Annotated in this window: 19 protein-coding genes; 11 read left to right on the forward strand and 8 right to left on the reverse strand. The window is 59.7% G+C overall.

Annotated elements, in window-relative coordinates:
• Window position 1 precedes the first annotated feature (1 nt).
• Genes pgeF through lgt form a run of 3 tightly spaced genes read right to left on the reverse strand, consistent with a single transcriptional unit; the run spans window position 2 to window position 2,717 of the window.
• Entirely contained in the window at window positions 2–760 is a 759-nt protein-coding gene (gene pgeF / locus JXR15_RS17535) for a peptidoglycan editing factor PgeF (RefSeq protein ID WP_422054492.1), read from the reverse strand.
• The gene (locus JXR15_RS17540) at window positions 757–1,815 is read right to left on the reverse strand and encodes a class I SAM-dependent methyltransferase (protein WP_422054493.1); all 1,059 of its coding nucleotides are present in this window, start codon (window positions 1,813–1,815) and stop codon (window positions 757–759) included. Before JXR15_RS17540 ends, pgeF begins: the two co-directional genes overlap by 4 nt.
• Window positions 1,812–2,717, reverse strand: a complete 906-nt coding sequence (lgt, locus tag JXR15_RS17545) for a prolipoprotein diacylglyceryl transferase (RefSeq protein WP_422054494.1) — start codon at window positions 2,715–2,717, stop codon at window positions 1,812–1,814. Before lgt ends, JXR15_RS17540 begins: the two co-directional genes overlap by 4 nt.
• Before the next feature lie 90 nt (window positions 2,718–2,807).
• Here lgt and JXR15_RS17550 point away from each other — a divergent pair, with 90 nt between their 5' ends.
• Window positions 2,808–3,053: an accessory factor UbiK family protein gene (locus tag JXR15_RS17550; protein ID WP_299425247.1), complete on the forward strand. Its 246-nt coding sequence runs from the start codon at window positions 2,808–2,810 to the stop codon at window positions 3,051–3,053.
• A 67-nt stretch (window positions 3,054–3,120) separates the two neighbouring features.
• Here JXR15_RS17550 and JXR15_RS17555 read toward each other — a convergent pair whose 3' ends face one another.
• Window positions 3,121–3,954 (reverse strand): PhzF family phenazine biosynthesis protein, encoded by an 834-nt coding sequence (locus JXR15_RS17555; protein WP_422054495.1) that lies wholly within the window; start codon window positions 3,952–3,954, stop codon window positions 3,121–3,123.
• Between the two features lie 252 nt (window positions 3,955–4,206).
• On the opposite strand from JXR15_RS17555, the gene JXR15_RS17560 reads away from it, so the two are divergent.
• The 4 genes from JXR15_RS17560 to JXR15_RS17575 are packed head-to-tail and all read left to right on the forward strand — an operon-like array spanning window position 4,207 to window position 6,840.
• On the forward strand, window positions 4,207–4,707 hold the full coding sequence (locus tag JXR15_RS17560) for a YbjN domain-containing protein (RefSeq protein WP_422054496.1): 501 nt from the start codon (window positions 4,207–4,209) through the stop codon (window positions 4,705–4,707).
• A gap of 33 nt (window positions 4,708–4,740) precedes the next feature.
• Window positions 4,741–5,556, forward strand: coding sequence for a pyrroline-5-carboxylate reductase (gene proC, locus JXR15_RS17565; protein ID WP_422054497.1), 816 nt, complete (start codon window positions 4,741–4,743; stop codon window positions 5,554–5,556).
• Window positions 5,549–5,890: a tRNA-binding protein gene (locus JXR15_RS17570; RefSeq protein ID WP_422054498.1), complete on the forward strand. Its 342-nt coding sequence runs from the start codon at window positions 5,549–5,551 to the stop codon at window positions 5,888–5,890. Before proC ends, JXR15_RS17570 begins: the two co-directional genes overlap by 8 nt.
• Window positions 5,887–6,840 carry a 2-hydroxyacid dehydrogenase gene (locus tag JXR15_RS17575; RefSeq protein WP_422054499.1) on the forward strand — a complete coding sequence of 318 codons (954 nt, stop codon included), beginning with the start codon at window positions 5,887–5,889 and terminating at the stop codon, window positions 6,838–6,840. Before JXR15_RS17570 ends, JXR15_RS17575 begins: the two co-directional genes overlap by 4 nt.
• A 71-nt stretch (window positions 6,841–6,911) precedes the next feature.
• Here JXR15_RS17575 and JXR15_RS17580 read toward each other — a convergent pair whose 3' ends face one another.
• Window positions 6,912–7,502, reverse strand: coding sequence for a thymidine kinase (locus JXR15_RS17580; protein WP_422054724.1), 591 nt, complete (start codon window positions 7,500–7,502; stop codon window positions 6,912–6,914).
• A 419-nt stretch (window positions 7,503–7,921) separates the two neighbouring features.
• Between JXR15_RS17580 and JXR15_RS17585 the strand changes: the two genes are divergently transcribed.
• Window positions 7,922–8,380, forward strand: a complete 459-nt coding sequence (locus tag JXR15_RS17585) for a hypothetical protein (RefSeq protein WP_299425238.1) — start codon at window positions 7,922–7,924, stop codon at window positions 8,378–8,380.
• A 3-nt stretch (window positions 8,381–8,383) separates the two neighbouring features.
• Window positions 8,384–9,259, forward strand: coding sequence for a helix-turn-helix transcriptional regulator (locus tag JXR15_RS17590; protein WP_422054500.1), 876 nt, complete (start codon window positions 8,384–8,386; stop codon window positions 9,257–9,259).
• A gap of 366 nt (window positions 9,260–9,625) precedes the next feature.
• Here JXR15_RS17590 and JXR15_RS17595 read toward each other — a convergent pair whose 3' ends face one another.
• A complete protein-coding gene (locus JXR15_RS17595; protein ID WP_422054501.1) occupies window positions 9,626–10,747 on the reverse strand; it encodes a beta-ketoacyl-ACP synthase III in 1,122 nt (373 codons plus the stop codon).
• A gap of 186 nt (window positions 10,748–10,933) precedes the next feature.
• Window positions 10,934–11,479: a TetR/AcrR family transcriptional regulator gene (locus tag JXR15_RS17600; protein ID WP_422054502.1), complete on the reverse strand. Its 546-nt coding sequence runs from the start codon at window positions 11,477–11,479 to the stop codon at window positions 10,934–10,936.
• 161 nt (window positions 11,480–11,640) lie between these two features.
• Here JXR15_RS17600 and JXR15_RS17605 point away from each other — a divergent pair, with 161 nt between their 5' ends.
• Window positions 11,641–12,054, forward strand: a complete 414-nt coding sequence (locus JXR15_RS17605; protein ID WP_422054503.1) for a hypothetical protein — start codon at window positions 11,641–11,643, stop codon at window positions 12,052–12,054.
• On the opposite strand, the gene truA is transcribed toward JXR15_RS17605, so the two are convergent.
• Window positions 12,051–12,815: a tRNA pseudouridine(38-40) synthase TruA gene (gene truA, locus JXR15_RS17610; RefSeq protein ID WP_422054504.1), complete on the reverse strand. Its 765-nt coding sequence runs from the start codon at window positions 12,813–12,815 to the stop codon at window positions 12,051–12,053. The two genes, JXR15_RS17605 and truA, sit on opposite strands and share 4 nt — an antisense overlap.
• A gap of 109 nt (window positions 12,816–12,924) precedes the next feature.
• Here truA and JXR15_RS17615 point away from each other — a divergent pair, with 109 nt between their 5' ends.
• Genes JXR15_RS17615 through JXR15_RS17625 form a run of 3 tightly spaced genes read left to right on the forward strand, consistent with a single transcriptional unit; the run spans window position 12,925 to window position 15,781 of the window.
• On the forward strand, window positions 12,925–14,337 hold the full coding sequence (locus JXR15_RS17615) for a YcjX family protein (RefSeq protein WP_422054505.1): 1,413 nt from the start codon (window positions 12,925–12,927) through the stop codon (window positions 14,335–14,337).
• A complete protein-coding gene (locus JXR15_RS17620) occupies window positions 14,334–14,789 on the forward strand; it encodes a GNAT family N-acetyltransferase (RefSeq protein WP_422054506.1) in 456 nt (151 codons plus the stop codon). Before JXR15_RS17615 ends, JXR15_RS17620 begins: the two co-directional genes overlap by 4 nt.
• Window positions 14,786–15,781 carry a YcjF family protein gene (locus JXR15_RS17625; RefSeq protein ID WP_422054507.1) on the forward strand — a complete coding sequence of 332 codons (996 nt, stop codon included), beginning with the start codon at window positions 14,786–14,788 and terminating at the stop codon, window positions 15,779–15,781. The genes JXR15_RS17620 and JXR15_RS17625 overlap by 4 nt, the downstream gene beginning before the upstream one ends.
• Window positions 15,782–15,785 lie beyond the last annotated feature (4 nt).

The following is a 15,785-nucleotide window of genomic DNA, read 5'->3' on the forward strand; positions in this document are numbered from 1 at the left end:
TTTACAGGCAGATAGAAGCGATCAGGCGGCCGTAGTCGGCCTCTTTGTTGTGGGTTGTGCGCCGGTAAGAGTAGAATTTGTGCGGGTCAGAATAGGTGCAATGCCGCGTCCACTCGGCTTTGCCAATGTTTGCGGCGTGTAAACGATGCAGGCCGTAAGCGGGCAGGTCGAAGAGTTTACGGTCCCCTTCGCCATCTTGGAAGAATCGGCTGTTGCTGGCGTCTTTGCTGAGGAACGCATCCAGAAACTCCGGGCCAACTTGGTAGGCCTCTTGGCTGATGCAGGGGCCAATGACGGCGTGGGTGTTGGCACGAGAGGCGCCGAGGGCTTCCATGGCGTCTAGTGTGGCGTCGAGCACGCCATCCAATGCGCCGCGCCATCCGGCGTGGGCGGCGCCAATCACACCTGCGTTGGCGTCGGAAAATAGCACGGGTTGGCAATCTGCGGTGAGAATCGACAGGGCCAGGCCAGGTGTCGCGGTGACGATGGCGTCGGCGCGGGGGCGCTCGCCTTCGATCGGGGCGGAGATTGTGGCCACGTCGGCGGAGTGAATTTGATGCACGCCAGCGAGATGGGACAGCTCCACATCCATGGCGCTGGCGACACGCTGGCGGTTGATGGTGACAATCTCGGACTGATCGGAGCTGCCGATGCCGCAATTCAGCCCGGCAAAGACGCCAGATGAAGCGCCGCCGCGACGGGTGAAGAAACCGTGGCGCACGGGGGCAAGCAGGTCTGAGGTCAAAATCTCAAGCGTCATAGGGTGCATCCTGGTGGAGGGGTGCCGCTTTCCGGATAGAGCGCGAGCACTTTGAACAGGTTTCCCATTTCCTCGGGGTGCGTCAAGCGGCGATGGGCGGCAATGTGAGATTGTAAGGCGTCGCCCGTGAGGCGGGAGGCCAGGGCCTGGGCGCGGGGGGTGATGCCGAGGGTTTCGAGAAATACGCCTTGGGGAGTGAGTTGACTGTGGGCGCAGGGAGCGGCTTCGGCGAGCGCTTCAAAGTCCACATGGGCGGTGATGTCGGCGTCGCCGGGGGCGGCGAGCGGGTTTGAGTATTCGTGGTTTTGCAGGGCCTGCAGGGTGTCGCCCTTTGAGCGCCAGTCGCCGTAGTCGATCAGGAGCGCCGTGCCGCCATGATCGCGGATGCGGGTGCCGATCTCTGACGCCACTGAGAAAGCAGGCGCGCAAGTTTCGACAATCATGTCCTGCGTTGTGTCGGCAAGACGATGCTCGAGCTGTGGCTGCGGCAGTTCGGGACCAAATGCAAAAGTCAGGGCGCCGTCGCGCATGGCAATCAGGCGTTCGTGCCAGCCGTTCGGGCCGCGTTGGAATTGACGGATGGGCAGTGCGTCGAAGAATTCGTTGGCCACTAGAAAGAGCGGCTGCAGTGGCAAGGTATCCACTGTATCGTGGTGCGTTAGGTCAACCGCGATGGTCTCGCATTGTTTGGCGCGTAGGGTTGGGGAGGCTTCCACAAGGTGGATCTGAGCGGCGGCATGGAAGCCAGGCACGGCACGGGTGGCGCGTAGGATGTCGGCCATAAGTGTGCCGCGACCGGGGCCAAGTTCGGCCAGTGTGAAAGGCGCGGGGGCGCCTTGGTCGAGCCAGCTTTGCGCCAGCGCGAGGCCGACAAGTTCGCCAAACATCTGGCTGATCTCCGGCGCAGTGGTGAAGTCGCCCTCGGTGCCCAGCGGATCACGTGTGGTGTAGTAGCCCAACGTGGGGTGCAGCAGGGCGTCACTCATGAAATCAGCAACGGTCATGGGGCCGTGGGCTTCGATGCGCGCCAATAGATGTTGGGTCAGGTCACTCATGGGTGGCGTTTGGCGCGCAGGATCAGATAGGCGCCAAGGGCGATCATCGGCAGGGATAGCAGTTGACCCATGGTGAAGCCGTAGCCGCCAAATTGCAGAGCGAGGCCGAGCGGATTGCCCTCAGAGATGAACTGCGCGTCCGGCTGGCGGAAGAACTCGACGATGAAGCGGGCCAAGCCATAGCCGACAAAGAAGGTGCCGGTGATGGTGCCGGGGGCTTTCAAGGTGCCACGACGGTAGGCGAGGTAGAGCATCACCACGCCGAGGATCAGGCCTTCCATCAGGGCTTCATAAAGTTGCGAGGGATGACGGGCACAGAGGGCGAGCAGCTGGCCGCAGTCTTGTGCGGCATGGCCAGGGAAGACCACGCCCCACGGCAAGTCAGTTGGGCGGCCCCAAAGCTCAGCGTTGATGAAGTTTGCAATGCGACCGAGGAAGAGGCCGATCGGCACGCCAAGCGCCATGGCGTCGCCAACTTGTAATTTGATCAGGTCATGTTTCCGGCAATAGAGCCAGCCCGCCACGATGACACCCAACATGCCGCCGTGGAACGACATGCCGCCGTCCCAAATGCGGATGATGTCGCCAGGATTGGCGAGGTAGAAGGCGGGTTTGTAAAACAGCACGTAGCCAAGGCGGCCGCCGGCGATCACGCCAAGAATGACCCAAGTGAGCAGGTCTTCGATCTGGCGCACGGTGATGGGGGCGGTGTCCTTGGGCCAAAGCGCGGGACGGTTCACGGTGGCAACCACAATGCGCCAGCCGATCAGGATGCCGACGATATAAGCCAAGGCGTACCAGCGCAGGGCAAATTCCATGCCAAAGGCGGAGATGGTGAAGATTTCCGGCGAGATGTTTGGGAACTGAATGGGACTGCTCCATTGCGCGAGTGTTTGCGCCACAAGTGGCCTTTCCCTTGCGACAAAGTCAACCTTGTGTCTGGGCGGGATGGTGCCCATATAGGCAGTCAGGATCACAAAGCGGAGAGAGCGATGCAAACCCGGAACAAATTCATGGACGACATGTCTCAGTTGATGACCAACGCCATGGGTGTGGCTCAGGGCGCCAAAGACGAGGCCGACAACGCGATGAAGTCGTTGATGGATCGTTGGTTGGCGGATCGTGACTTTGTCACCCGCGAAGAATTTGATGCGGTGCGTGGCATGGCACAGAAAGCCCGCGAGGAAAACGAAGCCCTGAAAGCGCGGATTGAGGCGCTGGAAGGCAAAGCGGGCTGAGGCACGCTGACAGGATGATGTGAGGAAAGGCTGACCCTGGGGTTGGCCTTTTTTGTTGTTATGGGGCTTATAGTTTTAGGGCACCGGTGATGCCGTCCTGAACCGCGCCACCAACCCAAATCTCACCGCTGTCTTGCTGCACATGCACCCGACCTTTGCGGCCCAAGAGCGTGCCTTGCGCGGTGATATAATCACCTGTTGCAATGCCGTCCCCCAGCAGCCACTGGGCGATGCCAGCATTGAGGCTACCTGTGACGGGATCTTCAAAGCCGCCTGCCGAGAAGGCACGGACTTCGAAGTCAAATCCATGGCCGTCTTCTCCCACCGGGGCGACCAAGCCGACGCGCATACCTTTGAGGGCGACGTAGTCTGGTTTGGCCTGAAGCAGTGTTTGACGATCCTTGAGCAACAACGCGGCCCAGCCGGGGCCGTTGTCGACCCAAGCGGCGGCTTCAACGTCCGAAGGTGATAAATCAAGCGCAGCTGCGACGCGTTCGCTTAGGTCGTTCTCAAGCGGCCCACTGCGCCGCAAAGGCGGGGCGCAGAAAAACAGGCGTCCCTTGTCGCGGCGGATGTGGATCAAGCCGGCGCCACATTGTTGCATCACGTCGTCGCCTTGTGGCTGCCCGCCTTGGGCCAGCCAGACGTGGCAGGCGCCCAGCGTTGGATGCCCCGCAAAAGGCAATTCTTGCAGCGGGGTGAAGATCCGCACGCGGTAGTCGGCCTGTTCTTCGGTGGGATGCAACAGAAAGCAGGTCTCGCTGAGATTGGTCCAATGGCTCAACTGCGCCATCTGCGTTTGATTGAGCCGCTCGGCATCGGCCACTACAGCGAGCGGGTTGCCGTAACTGGCCTGCTCGGAAAACACATCAACCTGGGCAAAAGGGAAAACGTTGGTCATGGAAAAATCATAGGAAAAGGGGAGGGGAGGGCAAGTCTCTCCTTGGGCCTGCGACCAAAGGACGAAGACTTGTGCTTAACACAGTTTAATCCACAACTTATTGCGTTATCCACAGATATTTTGCTTTACAGGCGACTCCTTGCCCACCACCATATGTTGTAATGAACGTGGAGTTATCCACAGGTCTTAGAGCAGACACCAAGCGTTAGGGAGCTGCCACTCCCTAAACGCGATAACAAATGAGGTGGCGCCATGGCATTATCAGAGCAGTTTCTCGAGGAAGATCTGCATCCAATCGACATTGTTGAGCATATTGCGGGCGTGCGGGATTGGACCTTTGAGCGCATTGCGGACGATCAGATCGCGATGGAAGTGGAAGGTCAGTGGAAAACCTACTCCATCACTTTGGCCTGGTCGGCATATGATGAGACCTTGAAGCTTGTGTGCTCTCACGAGGCAGAGCCGCCAAAAGAGCGTCTGCCCGCGCTATACGAGACGCTGAATGCGGTCAACGATGAGTGCTGGGCGGGGGCGTTTACCTTTTGGGAAAAACAGCAGTTGATGATTTATCGCTATGGTTTGGTGTTGACCGGTGGTCAAGTTGCCAGCCCGGATCAGATCGACACATTGATCCGAGAGGCCATTCAAAATTCTGAACGGTTTTACCCAGCGTTCCAGCTTGTGGTCTGGGGCGAACGAACTGTGAAAGATGCGATGCAAGTTGCCATTGCAGAGGCCTACGGGCGGGCGTAACACTTGCCCCCAAAAGGATCGGAGGGGGCATTCATGACCATTAAAGATGTGGCCAAACGTGGCTTGGTACTCTTGGGCTGTGGCAAGATGGGGTCCGCCATGCTGCAAGGCTGGTTGGCGGATGGATTGCCCGCCAGCAGCGTGTGGGTGCAAGACCCGTTTCCGAGCGACTGGGTGCAAGGCAGCGGCGTGCATGTGAACGCGGATTTGCCAGCGGCGCCAGCGGTGGTGTTGATTGCCGTGAAACCTCAGATGATGGCGGAGGCATTGCCGGTTCTGGCGGCCATGGGCAATGGTGAGACCTTATTTGTGTCGGTCGCGGCAGGTGTTTCGATCGCGACCTATGAAGACATGCTGGGCGCGCAGACACCAATTGTGCGCGCCATGCCGAACACGCCTGCGGCGGTGGGCAAAGGCATCACCGCGATTGTTGGCAACGGACCTGCCGGTCAGGCTGGATTGGACGCCTCTGAAGGCTTGTTAAAAGCGGTGGGGCAAGTGGTGCGTTTGGAAAACGAAGGCCAGATGGATGCGGTCACTGGGCTGAGCGGTTCGGGACCGGCCTATGTCTTCCACATGATTGAATGCATGGCGGCGGCTGGAGAAGCACAAGGCCTGTCGCCGGAGTTGTCGATGGCCTTGGCCAAAGCCACCGTGGCGGGGGCAGGGGCGCTGGCAGAGACTGCTGAGGACACACCGGAGCAATTGCGGGTGAATGTGACCAGCCCAAATGGCACCACGCAGGCCGGGCTTGAGGTGTTGATGGACACCTCCGATGGCCTGCCGCCGCTGATGATCAAAACTGTGGGGGCCGCAGCGGAGCGCAGCCGGGAGTTGGGCAATGGCTGACACCATTGATTTTGATGACTTTCTGAAAGTCGACGTGCGTGTTGGCACGGTTGTGCAGGCGGAGCCTTATCCGGAGGCCCGCAAGCCGGCGATCAAGCTTTGGGTGGATTTTGGCGAAGAGCTTGGCACACGCAAAACCTCTGCCCAGATCACCGCGCACTACGATCCGGCCAGTTTGGTGGGCAAACAAGTGCTAGCGGTTGTGAATTTCCCGCCCCGTCAAATCGGAAAGTTCATGTCCGAGGTGCTGGTCCTTGGCCTGCCGGATGAGACCGGCGAGATCACATTGATAGGCCCGGATGGGTCGGTCCCAAATGGAGGACGTCTACATTGAAAAGCCTTTTGATCACGCGCCCGTTGCCAGATGCGGTTTTGGAAAAAGCTCGTGCGTCGTTCCAGACCACGGTGCGGCTCAACAACATGCCGATGCAAAGTGATGAGTTGCGCGATGCTTTGCGCAATTTTGATTTGGTGTTGCCGTCCCTGGGCGATGCGTTTGATGCGCAGGTGTTTGCCGATGTATCCGCGCCGCGCTGCAAACTGCTGGCCAACTTTGGGGTGGGCTACAATCACATTGATGTGGAGGCCGCCGCCAAAGCCAATGTGCTGGTGAGCAACACACCCGGGGCCGTGACCGAGGCCACGGCGGATGTGGCCATGACCTTGATCCTGATGAGCGCACGGCGGGCTGGCGAAGGCGAGCGGCTGGTGCGCGCGGGGCAGTGGAAAGGCTGGCACCCGACGCAGATGTTGGGCATGCATGTTAGCGGCAAGACCGTTGGCATCGCCGGCATGGGCCGCATTGGTCAGGCCATTGCGCAACGCTGTCACTATGGTTTTGGCATGGCCGTGAAATATTGGAACCGCTCAGAAAAGGCGCTGCCCTTCGCGGCGGAGCGGGTTGAGGATCTGATGGCGCTGGCGGCGCAGGTGGATGTGCTGGTTGCGGCGGTGCCGGGCGGTGCGGAGACCCAGCATTTGTTTGATGGGGAGATCTTTGGCGTGATGCAAAGCCACGCGCATTTCGTCAATATTTCGCGCGGCGAAGTGGTGAAAGAAAGCGCCCTCATCACAGCGCTGCAAAACAATGAAATTGGTGGCGCTGGGCTGGATGTGTACGAATTTGAGCCGCGGGTGCCGGATGCCCTGCGCAAACTCGACAACGCCACGTTGCTGCCGCACCTCGGCACGGCGGCGTTGGAAGTGCGCACAGATATGGGCCTGATGGCGGTGGACAATCTCTTGGCCTATGAGCAGGGTGAAACCCCGCCCAATCTGGTCTAACCCCCCCTTCATTTGACCAGAAATATCTCGGGGGAGTCCCGGCGGGACGGGGGCAGCGCCCCCATACACCCTTAGTCTTCGGCGCTGCCGCCCATGGCTTTGCGCCAATGGCGACGGCAGAGCGAGACATAGCTTTCGTTGCCGCCAATCTGCACCTGCGCGCCGTCGTGGAGCACATTGCCGTGCTCATCTTGGCGCACCACCATGGTGGCCTTTTTGCCGCAATGGCATATGGTGCGCACTTCGCGCATTTCATCGGCCAGGGCCAGAAGCGCAGCGGATCCAGGGAAGAGTTTGCCTTGGAAATCGACTCGCAGCCCGTAACACATCACTGGAACGTTTAGATCGTCAACGGCGCGCGCCAATTGCCAGACTTGATCCTCGCTTAGGAACTGTGCCTCATCGATAAAGATACAGGCAAGCGGCCCTGCGTTCAGGCGCGTTTGAATGGTCGCGAACAGATCTGTGACTTTGTCAAAGGTATCTGCTTTGTCAGAAATGCCGATGCGGGAGGCAATGCGGCCTTCTCCGGCGCGGTGATCGAGCTGTGCGGTGAGCAGGTAGGTTTGCATGCCGCGTTCGCGATAGTTGTGGGATGCCTGCAAAAGCACGGTGGATTTGCCGGCGTTCATGGTGGAGTAGTTGAAGTAGAGCTTGGCCATGGCGGCGTGATAGGCCGCAAAGGGCGCGGGGATCAAGAACGCGTTGCGCGGATTGATGCGGAAAATTTGAAACGTCGTATTGGTGCCGCGGCGCGGGGCGCTTAGATGTGAAACGCGACCCGTCGCATCGTGGCATTGCCATGGGGATGATGAGGCCGGGTCGCGTGGCCGAGGGGCCAACGGTACGTGGGTGACAGACCACAGACCGCTTTCCAGGGTCCGGCTCAACAGCCGGAAACTAATACGTTCGGATAAGTACCCGATTCACTCACAGTCGGATGTAATGCATCCGGTCTTTCTCAAATGCCAAATTCAGGTTAAGCGATATATGGGAAAAGAAAGACTGCTTTCCCCCTCGGGCGTCAGACCGCGCATTTTGAGGGGGAGGTCACTGAATGTACGGTTTGGGAATAAAGCACATGAGCGTGGTGCACAGCTATCTAAAGAAACACTCCGAGGCTTTGGTAAAGGACGTTGGAATCGAAGCCGCCTGTGAGTTGACCGGGAAATCAAAAGCCACATTGGGGCGGTATTATTCTTCGCACGACGAGCACGCGGATCGGTTTATGCCCATTGATGCCGTGGCGGCGTTGGAAGAGGCCGCGTCATATCCGCATGTCACGTCAGCATTGGCTGAGTTGAAGGGCAATTCGCTGAACCATGAACAAGGGCGGCGTAATTCCGACGACAAAGGTGGAGTCAACTCTGATGTGATCGCGCTGAGCCAGCGGTTTGCCATGTTGATGGCAGAATACAACCAATCCATCGAAGACGGGATCATCACCATGACCGAAGCCAAACGGCTTCTGCGGGAGACCGTGGCTTTGCAGCAGGTGTTGGTGGATATGAAGCTGCATTTGGAAGAGGAATCCGTCTAAGCCATGCGCGACCCCGCCGGGCGTCGTCCGCTGTTGCAGGCGGAGCGCCACATTCCGGATTTATTGCAAGGGTTTCTGGTGGATCTGGAAACCACGCAAAGCTCGGCGGAGGTTTGGGCGCTGATTGTCGAGGTCGGGCGGACGTTGAATCTGCCCTTCATCGACTTTATCAGCGCGAGCAATTTCGAGGACTGGAAGAAGACGCTTTTTATTCGCACGTCGTATGACAGCACCTGGCTTAACACCTTCAACAAAGATCCGGATGTGGCCAAGTGGAGCTACTTCCGAATGCACGCGTTGCATCACCTGACACCAATTGCGGTGGGGGTGGAGTTTCTGGATGAATACCACCACATGCCCCAAGCCCGCCATGAGGTGCTGGAAGAGGCGGCGCAGCGCGGGATGCGGGCGGGGTTTTCCATTCCGTTGCGCTCACACGCGCCGCCCCAGGCGGCGCTGATCACCTTTTGCGGCGATCACAGCAAGCGCGAGATGAAGCATATCATTCAGACACATGGCTGGGTTTTGCAGGCGGTGGCGATGATGGGGCATCAGACCTATCTGGGGCATTTTGCGGCGGAATTTACCGAGCGGAACAAGATTTCCGACAAACAGCGCGAGCTGTTGGAGATGATTGGAGGGGGCTTGCAAGACAAGGTGATTGCCGAGCGTTTAGGGGTGTCTGTGTCTGCGGTGCGTCAACGTATGAACAACATCCTGAGCAAGACCGGCCTGTCCAATCGGGCGGATCTTGCAGCGCTGGCGATGAGCGCGGGACTGGTGGAAGACCCGCTGCACCGGATGAGTGATGACGATGGCAGCATTCTTGTGGAGATGGGGGTGCCGACGACCACAAAGGCGCGGTATTGGCACCGTTAGGCCGCGTCCGTCAACGAAATAGGGTGGCCCAAATCCTCGGACCACCCTTCGTCATAAAAAGACCTATAGGAAAAATGTGCACGGGTGTGCATGTAAACCTCCGCACGGGACAGCGCAGAGTGGAAGGGGATCAGCAGACAATCACCTCACGAACCCATTGTCTCAGAATGCCTGGGGAAGCATCACGACGAGACAACGGCTCCCTCCAAGGTCTATGCTAGCGCAAATTGGTCTTACTGTCTCTTGTTCACGATTGAGCAACCATTGTTACCACACCTGCCAATTGTGATAGGTTTTGCGTTTTTCCCTGTCAAAAACAACAGGCTGAATACCGTGGTATACCAAGGCTTGCGAATCGTTGGTATGTTAATGACGCTTCACAAGCACTGATCCCACCGAGTATCCGGCGCCAAAAGAGCAGATCACGCCGTGGTCTCCGGGCTGTAAGTCATCTGAATATTTCGAGAAAGCGATGATCGAGCCTGCGGAGGAGGTGTTGGCGTAGTCTTGCAGGATATTGGGCTGTTCGTCTGTCTCCGGCGTGCGACCCAAAACCTTTTTGCCGATGAAGTCGTTCATCGATTTGTTGGCCTGATGCAGCCAGAGGCGGCGCAGGGCGTCTGGTGCCATGCCCTCGGCCTCGATATGCGCCAGCATATGGGCGGCGACCATCGGCACCACCTCTTTGAAAACCTTGCGGCCGTTTTGCATAAACTGCATGTCGCGACGATCCTCGACACCGTCCGGACGGGAGCGGCGCAGGAAGCCATTGTTGTTGCGGATGTTGTTGGAGAATTGCGTGGCGCAGCGGGTTGAGATGATTTCGAAATAGGCACCTGTGGCGTCTTCGTCGCGTTCGATCACCGTAGCGGTGCAGACGTCGCCAAAGATGAAGTGGCAGTCACGGTCGCGCCATTCCAGGTGGCCAGAGCAAATTTCCGGGTTCACCACGATGGCTTTGCGCACAGAGCCGGAGCGGATCATGTCGGCCGCAGCTTGCAGGCCAAAGGTGGCAGAGGAACAGGCGACGTTCATGTCAAAAGCGAAGCCTCCGGCGCCCAGTTCTTTTTGAATTTCAATCGCCACAGCTGGGTAGGCGCGTTCCATATTGGAGGCGGCACAGATCACCAGATCGATCTCGGATGCGTCCGCACCGGCCTGCGCCAAAGCCTTGGTGCAGGCATCCAGCGCCATTTCGGTCATCACGCCCGGTTCATCGTCGCTGCGTTGGCGCAGCAGCGGGTGCATTACGTCGGGGTTCAGCACGCCTTCCTTGTCCAGCACATGGCGTTGCTCGATGCCGGAGGCTTTGAAAATGAACTCGCTGGAGGAATGTTGCAGCGGCTCCATCTCGCCCGCGGCAATCGCCTTGGCGTTCTGGGCGTTCATCTTGTCGGCGTAGGCGTTGAAGGCCTCCACAAGCTCGTCATTGGTGATGATCTGCTCTGGGGTGAAAACACCGGTGCCGGTGATGGCAGGCTGAAACATACTGGGCCTCACTAAGTTCTGGTGGGGCGCAGCTAGGCGTTATTTGCGCCAAAAGGTCAAGAGTTTCCCCTGGGGCAGGTTGGGCGTCGGCCTTGTTTTGCTGATCGGCGGAAGGAAGAGGGGGTCAGCCCCCGCGCTTGCGATGGCAAGCGCTCCCCCGGGATATTTGGGGAATGAGAAAGCGGGTTAAGGCAACGCCTTGCTGACCTGATCCGCGAGACGGGCTTTGAGGGTGGCAGGTGCTGTGGCTGCACGGGTTTCGATATGGTCTCGGATAACCGCGAAGGCACCGCCGATGCAGAAGGTCACGGTTGTGGCCGGGGCAGCCTTGCCGATGGCACTGAGTTCGTGGGCCAACAGGCCTTCGAGGGCTTTGGTGAAGCGGGAAAACAGCACGACGTCAGACTGGCAGCGCGACACACGCATAAAAAATCCGGGGTTTTCCAGGATGTGGTCCACCATCCAGTTTGTGGTGACAAATGTGCCCGACGCGGTGGTGTTGGTCTCTGCCAGTGGAAGCAGGTCAGCGAGCACCGTCGAGAAACCAAGGTCGAGCAGGTCGAGCTTGGTGTCAAAATGCGCGTAAAACGATGAACGGGCCACGTCGCCGCGCGCGCAGATCATCTTGATGGTGATGTCATCCCAGCTGTGTGTTTGCAGCAGGCCTTGCAGCGCGGTCCACAGGGCGGTCTGGGTGCGGGCGATGCGGCGATCTGGCGATTTTTCGGACACGGTTGGCTCTTGGTGTTGGATAACGGTCAACGCGTCGGGGGCGTGTCGTTCTTTTGAGTTTAGCTGCGGGCTAGTGGCGGGTGTGAGTTCAATACAGAAGCCTGCGGATGCTGGCCACCGGAAGGTGATGCCTAGGCAGGCGAATGACAGGATAAAGAGACATGACACCCAGCCGATATGTGACCCTGCAAAAAGCCGTGTGCGGCTATGATATTCTGGCGCTGTTGCCGTTTGCGCTGCCGTTTGTGAATGTGCAGCATTTGGCGACCATGGGGCAGGTCAATGCGCTGCTGGGCGGGGATGTCTGGCCGGTGTTTGACCCGATCCAGTTGATGATGGTGCAGCTGTTGGGCGTGATTGGCACCGGGTGGACGGTGTGGCGCTGGCGCAATGTCTCACGTGAGATTGGGGTGTTCGAAGGCGGCTTGCGCCTTTTGGTGGCGGCCACGCTGCTGTGGGCGTTTGCCCAAACCGGACAGCCGCTGTTGTTGGTGTTTGCCGGTATCGACGTGGTGTTTGGTGCTGCGCTTTTGATGGGATTGCGTCTACAAGAGGCCAGCCCGGCAACCGCTTAAAACGGCGCGTCCGGGTAGGTGACGCCCGCCAGATACAGCCCTTGCGGTGGGCAGACCGGGCCGCAGGCAGCGCGGTCTTTGGCTTCCAGCGCAGCGGTGACGTCGTCGGGTGTCCAGGCCCCGGCGCCCACCCGTTCCAAGGTGCCTACAAAGCTGCGCACTTGGTTGTGCAGAAATGAGCGGGCGCGGACGTGGAAGTGGATTTCCGGCCCACCTATGGTGTCGACCTGTTCGATGCGTAACGCGTCGAGTGTTTTCTGCGGGCTGGCGGCCTGACAGATCGAGCTGCGGAAGGTGGTGAAGTCGTGGTTGCCAATCAGACGAGCCGCCCCGGCCTGCATGGCCTCGGGGTCCAGATCATGTTTGACCTGCCAGACCAACCCCGCTTGGTGGGTCGCTGGGGCGCGGCGCATTAGGATACGGAACAGGTAGCGGCGTTCGGTTGCAGAAAACCGCGCGTGCCAGTCATCTGCCACTTTGGCGCAGTTGGTGATTGCCACCGGGGCCGGTTTGAGCTGGAAGTTCAGCGCCTCGGATAGGCGGAAGGGATTCCAGTCTTTTTCCATGTCGCAATGGGCCACTTGGGCGAGCCCATGTACGCCCGCATCGGTGCGGCCAGCGGCGGCGATGGTGTGTTCGCGCGGCTCCAGCTTGGCCAAGGCAGCCTCTATGGCGCCTTGCACAGAAGGCTGGTCTGTCTGCCTTTGCCAACCGGCAAAAGGGGCTCCGTGGTATTCAACTTGCAAGGCGTATCTGGGCATGGCGCGTGCGATAGCCCATTGGGCGGGGAAATTGAAGCCTTTCTGCCCACTGGAAATGACCTTAGGCCGCGCTTAGGTTGGGTGCGAACCATGTAAAGGGTCCAAAAGCTTGGTCATTTCCTCACTTGCGGACGGCGTCGCCCGTCAGATTGAAGCAGCCTCTGATGCTGTTACGGGCGTGTTTGAGCCGGTTGTCCGGTTGGGCGTCACCGGATTGGCGCGGTCGGGCAAGACGGTGTTTATCACCTCGCTGGTGGCGAATTTGCTCGACCGCGGGCGTATGCCGCAGCTGGTGGCCAATGCCGAAGGGCGCATTGAGGCGGCGTTTTTGCAGCCGCAGCCGGATGATCTTGTGCCGCGCTTTGATTTTGAGACCCATTTGGCGGCGATGACGGGGTCTGTGCCGCGTTGGCCAGAGAGCACGCGGGCGATAAGCGAGTTGCGGGTGTCGTTGCGGGTGCGGCCAAACGGGCTGTTGTCGGGTTTTCAGGGCGCGCGGACGGTGCATCTGGATATTGTCGATTATCCGGGCGAGTGGCTGCTGGACCTTGGCCTGATGGACAAGAGCTTTGCACAGTGGAGTGCTGAGGTCTTGGAGCGCATCGCAGGGCGCGACGAGGCGGCGGAGTATCTTGGCCTGGTGTCGGCGATGGACGGCGGCGCTGATTTGGATGAGCCGAAGGCGCAGGCCTTGGCGGCGGCGTTTACCGAGTATCTGCACGCGGCGCGCGGCGCTGGGTTTTCGGATTGCACACCAGGGCGGTTTTTGCTGCCCGGAGATTTGGCGGGCTCGCCGGTCCTGACCTTTGCGCCGCTGTCAAAGATTGAAAAGGCAGCGCGGCGCTCGATGTGGCGCACGTTCGAGAAGCGGTTTGAGGCTTATAAGGCGCAGGTTGTAAAACCGTTTTTTCGAGATCATTTTGCGCGGATCGACCGGCAAGTTGTGTTGGTCGATGTCTTGGGCGCGATCCATGCAGGACCACGCGCAGTTGAGGATATGCGCGGCGGTCTGGCGGATACGCTGGCGGCGTTCCGACCTGGACGGAACGCGTTTCTGAAACGGTTGTTGATGGGCAAACGGGTGGAGAAAATCCTGTTTGCTGCGACCAAGGCGGATCACTTGCATCACAGCCAACACCCGCAGCTGACCAACATCATGCAGGCGCTGACCCGCGAGGCGGCGGATCGGGCGCAGTTTGCTGGAGCCAGCACGGAGGCGCTGTCCTTGGCGTCGTTGCGGGCAACGGTGGAAGAAGCGGTGACACATGAAGGGCGCAAGCTCGACTGTGTGCGTGGGCGCTTGTTGGAAGATGGCCGGCAGGCGGCGTTTTATCCCGGCGCCTTGCCGCAGGATGCCAGCGCGTTGCTCAACCCGGCCAAAGACGGCGCTGAACGTTGGCTTGAGCAGGATTATCAGGTGATGAAGTTTGCGCCCGCCGCCAACACGTTGCGGCCCGGCGACGGCCCGCCGCATATCCGCATGGATCGCGCGGCGCAGTTTTTGATTGGGGATATTTTGTGAGCGGTGTGGCGCGCAAAGCTGAACAGGGGGATGCCAAAGCCATGGCGGCAATCCTGCATGGCTGGATCGTAGACACGCCCTGGATGCCTGTGCTGCATACATTGGCTGACACTGAGGCGTTCTGTGGCCACCTCACCAAGGCAGCGGAGTGTTGGGTGGCTGAGAAGGCGGGGCGCGTGTCCGGTTTTCTGGTGCGTGACAAGGATTGGGTCACAGCCTTGTATTTGGCGCCCGAGGCGCGGGGTCGTGGAATGGGCGCGACATTGTTGGCGCAGGCCAAGGCGGGATGTGATGCGCTTCAGCTTTGGTGTTTTCAAAGTAACGAGCGCGCGCGCCGGTTTTATGAGCGTCATGGCTTTGTGGCTGAAGAATTTACTGATGGTGCGGGCAACGATGAGAAGCTGCCGGATGTCCGGCTTGTGTGGCGCAGAGCGCAGGAGATGAGCCAATGACCAACGGGCCGGTTTTAATTGAGCTTGAGGACCAGGCGACACCAGAGGTGGCGGAGGCCACACCTGTGCCGGACCTGCATGCGCCAGCGCCCAGTGGGCAGGCAATGCAGGTGGCGGCACAGTTGGCAGCACGCAAGCCAAGCCGGTTGACGCGGTGGTTCTGGGCGCTGGTGGGCATGTTCTTGAGCGCGGCAGTGTCCATGGCGGCCTGGGACTTCGCCACAGGTATGGTGGCGCGCAATCAGTACCTTGGTTGGGCCGTGACCGCGATTGGCGGGATGGCGCTTTTGCTCGCGTTGCTGATCATTCTAAAGGAATTGGCTGGTCTGGCGCGGCTAAAGCGCGTGGACGGCTTAAAAGCCCGCGCGGATACGGCGGCGCAGAGCCACGAGATGGGGCAGGCGCGGGACATTGTTGACGAGCTGTTGCGGTTCTATCGGGGTCGCGAAGATCTCGCCTGGGGGCGGGACAGCCTGGCCAAGCAACGCAATGACGTGTTGGATGCAGATGCCCTGATGACGCTTGCGGAGAGCGAGCTGATGTTGCCTTTGGATCAGGCGGCGCAGCGCGAGGTCGAGGCGGCGGCGCGACAGGTGGCAGCAGTGACGGCGTTGGTGCCATTGGCATTGGCGGATGTTGTGGCGGCGCTCACATCCAACATTCGCATGATCCGACGGATTGCGGAGATTTATGGTGGGCGCTCAGGCACATTGGGCAGCTGGCGCTTGTTCCGGGCGGTGATGACCCATCTGGTGGCCACCGGAGCGGTGGCGGCGGGGGATGATCTGATTGGGACCATCGCGGGTGGCGGGGCTTTGGCAAAGCTGAGCCGTCGGTTTGGGGAGGGGCTGGTCAATGGCGCCTTGACGGCGCGGGTGGGCGTGGCTGCGATGGAAGTCTGCCGGCCCCTGCCGTTTGGCGCGGGGCGACGCCCAAGCGTTGCCGGGCTGGTGAAGCGTGCGTTGACTGGGTTGTTTTCCAAAGAGAGCTAAGCGC

This window comes from Shimia sp., from assembly GCF_049116215.1.
Lineage (GTDB): Bacteria > Pseudomonadota > Alphaproteobacteria > Rhodobacterales > Rhodobacteraceae > Shimia.

Bases quoted from the DNA above. Each gene is read 5' to 3' on its own strand.
- JXR15_RS17625 (WP_422054507.1), top strand. From the start codon at position 14,786: ATGACCAACGGGCCGGTTTTAATTGAGCTTGAGGACCAGGCGACACCA.
- JXR15_RS17555 (WP_422054495.1), bottom strand. From the start codon at position 3,954: ATGACCAACGTTTTCCCTTTTGCCCAGGTTGATGTGTTTTCCGAGCAG.
- proC (WP_422054497.1), top strand. From the start codon at position 4,741: ATGACCATTAAAGATGTGGCCAAACGTGGCTTGGTACTCTTGGGCTGT.
- JXR15_RS17590 (WP_422054500.1), top strand. From the start codon at position 8,384: ATGCGCGACCCCGCCGGGCGTCGTCCGCTGTTGCAGGCGGAGCGCCAC.
- truA (WP_422054504.1), bottom strand. From the start codon at position 12,815: ATGCCCAGATACGCCTTGCAAGTTGAATACCACGGAGCCCCTTTTGCC.
- JXR15_RS17570 (WP_422054498.1), top strand. From the start codon at position 5,549: ATGGCTGACACCATTGATTTTGATGACTTTCTGAAAGTCGACGTGCGT.
- JXR15_RS17580 (WP_422054724.1), bottom strand. From the start codon at position 7,502: ATGGCCAAGCTCTACTTCAACTACTCCACCATGAACGCCGGCAAATCC.
- JXR15_RS17605 (WP_422054503.1), top strand. From the start codon at position 11,641: ATGACACCCAGCCGATATGTGACCCTGCAAAAAGCCGTGTGCGGCTAT.
- JXR15_RS17540 (WP_422054493.1), bottom strand. From the start codon at position 1,815: ATGAGTGACCTGACCCAACATCTATTGGCGCGCATCGAAGCCCACGGC.
- JXR15_RS17560 (WP_422054496.1), top strand. From the start codon at position 4,207: ATGGCATTATCAGAGCAGTTTCTCGAGGAAGATCTGCATCCAATCGAC.
- JXR15_RS17585 (WP_299425238.1), top strand. From the start codon at position 7,922: ATGAGCGTGGTGCACAGCTATCTAAAGAAACACTCCGAGGCTTTGGTA.
- JXR15_RS17550 (WP_299425247.1), top strand. From the start codon at position 2,808: ATGCAAACCCGGAACAAATTCATGGACGACATGTCTCAGTTGATGACC.
- pgeF (WP_422054492.1), bottom strand. From the start codon at position 760: ATGACGCTTGAGATTTTGACCTCAGACCTGCTTGCCCCCGTGCGCCAC.
- JXR15_RS17595 (WP_422054501.1), bottom strand. From the start codon at position 10,747: ATGTTTCAGCCTGCCATCACCGGCACCGGTGTTTTCACCCCAGAGCAG.